Here is a 2,640-nt window from a genome sequence, read left to right on the forward strand (position 1 = left end):
TATTTTTTAAATGTATGTTTAAGAGCTTCCTTTGGTTTCCATTGGAAGCTCTTTTTTTATTCATTTTATTCTGATATTAAATATTGTTCAGTAAGGGATGAAACGATTTTTTCCTTCAGTTGTAGTCTTTTTTAATCATACCGAAGAGTTTTAGCAGGAATTTATCTAAAGCTGTATTTTTAATCATCCTTCAGAATTGTAAGTTACATTCCTTTTAAGATAAGTTGCTATAAAAAAGTATTGGCAAAGTAAACAAAATTATCAAAGATAAATGTGCACAAAAATCTTATAATTTGCAACTTTTTGTAAAAAAATTAATTAACAAGAAGAAATAAGACATTAAATAATCTTAAAAATCTTTAATTCTTAAAGTTCAATGAAAGATTCTGCAAAAATAGACACATTTCTTTGCTTATGTTATACTGAAAATAATCTGAAGGAGAGGATTTGAGCGGCAATGAATTTGATGGAGCTGGACTATGATGCGAAAATGTTATCCATACAACCGGAAATAATAATAAGGGAAGCAAAGCCTTTTATGGAATTGATGATGGAGTGCAGATGTGCGCTGATGGAAGTGGAGACAAAGCTAAATGTTCTGAATGCTGAGTTTGCTTTGAAATATAATAGAAATCCGTTTGAATCTATTAAATCAAGAATAAAAAGCCCCATGAGTATTGTTGAAAAAATGAAAAGAAAGGGCTATCCTCTTACTGTTGAGAGTATGGAGAGAGACCTTTTTGATATAGCTGGCATACGAGTAATTTGCTCTTTTGTAGATGATATTTATGCTATAGCAGCATTGTTGGTGCAACAGGATGATATTACACTATTAGAAGCAAAAGATTATATAAAGAGCCCCAAGGAGAATGGGTATCGTAGCTTGCACCTTATTTTGGAGGTGCCTGTATTTTTGGCAGAAAAGAAAAAACCAATGAAAGTCGAAGTGCAGTTTCGTACCATAGCTATGGATTTTTGGGCAAGTTTGGAGCATAAGCTAAAATATAAGAAAGATATTTCCGATTCAAAAGAGATTTTTGAAGAATTGCAGGAGTGTGCTGATATTATTAGTAACATGGATTTGAGAATGCAAGAAATTCGAAATAGAATTGAAGAAAAAGGGGATAAACGTCCGTAAGCCATGGAATCTAGTGTATCCTATTAATTCTAGTTTAGAAGGAAGTTTGATTGAGTTTGTGGGTTTATATCCAGGGGTATTTAGATTAAGGTAATAGCAAAACCTAGTCATAATCAAAGAATGACAAGAAAAACTCACAAAATAATGTTTTTACGCACAAAATATATTTAGAATCTGACTGGTAAACGTTCCACGTTTATTTCTAAAAAAACAACATAAGTAAAATTGAAACAGATATATGTATATATCTGTTTTTTATTTTGCGAATTTTGGGGAGAATCTGTTGTTTTTGCGGAAGAAAAATGGAATAGCACGACAGCGTTTGACAGAAAGTGCAGTGCGCCCGTGGTATATTTTGGACAAGCAAAAAGTCTTTGGAGGAATACCAAAGAAACATGCCAGCGGATTTTGAATAAAAGGGAGGATACACAATGCGGCAGTATTATGACGGAGATTTGAATTTGTATGACTATGGCGTAGATGAGGGAGCCTCAATTTTGCCAGAGAAAACAAAACAGATGGGTGCACTGGAAAGTCGAATACGAATCTACATTGAAGATTACGTGCATACATATTTATATCAATATGGCAAAAGCGGTGGAGGTAAAGAGAAAACAGCAGCCTTAGTTGGGCGTCACTTGGAAATTAACGGTGAGGAATCTGTAATTATCTCGGGGGCAATTCAAGGTAAGAGTGCACCGCAGAAAAATGGTGCAGAGGGTTTTAGTGAAGAAACATGGGAATATATTGGCAGTCAGATGGAGACCTATTTTAAAGGAATGAGCCTTGTAGGTTGGGCCCATCTACAGCCTGGGTTTGGTTCTTTTCTCATGGCAAAGGATGAGTTGTTTCATGAGGAGTTTTTTAAAGAAAGCTGGCAGGTTTTATTTGTTATAGACAGCTTAGATAAAATGGACACATTTTACATATACAATGAGGACGGAAGAGGCTTGAGACAGTCAAGGGGTTATTTTGTTTACTACGATAAAAACAAGGAAATGCAAGAATATATGCTGGACAACAGCACAGTATATCCCAAAGAGGATCTGTCGGCCGTAGCTATGGAGGAAAGCTTCCAGGAAGAGGAACTGGAAAATGGACTAGAACGGAAGAAGCGCAGACCAAGACCGGAAGAACGTATGGATGCAGCAAAAGAAATTCGAAGAGTTTTACAAAAACGTGCAAAAGAGGCGGAAGAAGTTCAAAAAGGAAAATATACCATGCTGGCGGGGATAAGCGGTGCTCTCTGCGTTGTATGTTTGTGTTTGGGATTTGCATTAATGAGTAACATGACCCGTTTGAGGAGCTTAGAAGGAGAGGTTTTAATGGTGCAAAGCTCCTATCAAAAATTGGAAGAAAGCATTGAAGGTGTTAAAGTACAAGCGGCATTTGCTGAAGAGACAAAGGTCGAAAAAAAATCCAAAGTTGAAGATGAATCCAAGGTGGAACCCAAAAAGGAAGCCGTTGAAACTTGGTACACAGTTGAGGCAGGAGACAGTTTA

3 protein-coding genes are annotated in these 2,640 nt (G+C 36.0%); all 3 read left to right on the forward strand.

The features are described 5' to 3' along the window. The first annotated feature begins 457 nt into the window (after nucleotides 1-457). Nucleotides 458-1,138, forward strand: a complete 681-nt coding sequence (locus tag RTK36_RS15845) for a GTP pyrophosphokinase (protein WP_312048195.1) — start codon at nucleotides 458-460, stop codon at nucleotides 1,136-1,138. Nucleotides 1,139-1,427: 289 nt separating this feature from the next. Next, nucleotides 1,428-1,550 carry a hypothetical protein gene (locus tag RTK36_RS15850; RefSeq protein WP_312048196.1) on the forward strand — a complete coding sequence of 41 codons (123 nt, stop codon included), beginning with the start codon at nucleotides 1,428-1,430 and terminating at the stop codon, nucleotides 1,548-1,550. A gap of 19 nt (nucleotides 1,551-1,569) precedes the next feature. Continuing rightward, on the forward strand, nucleotides 1,570-2,640 hold a 1,071-nt coding region (locus RTK36_RS15855; RefSeq protein ID WP_312048197.1), incomplete at its 3' end, for a hypothetical protein.

Source organism: Anaerotignum sp., from assembly GCF_031981185.1.
Taxonomy (GTDB): Bacteria; Bacillota; Clostridia; order Lachnospirales; family Anaerotignaceae; genus Chakrabartyella.

Coding starts and splice junctions, on each gene's coding strand:
- RTK36_RS15845 (WP_312048195.1), top strand. CDS start 458: ATGAATTTGATGGAGCTGGACTATGATGCGAAAATGTTATCCATACAA.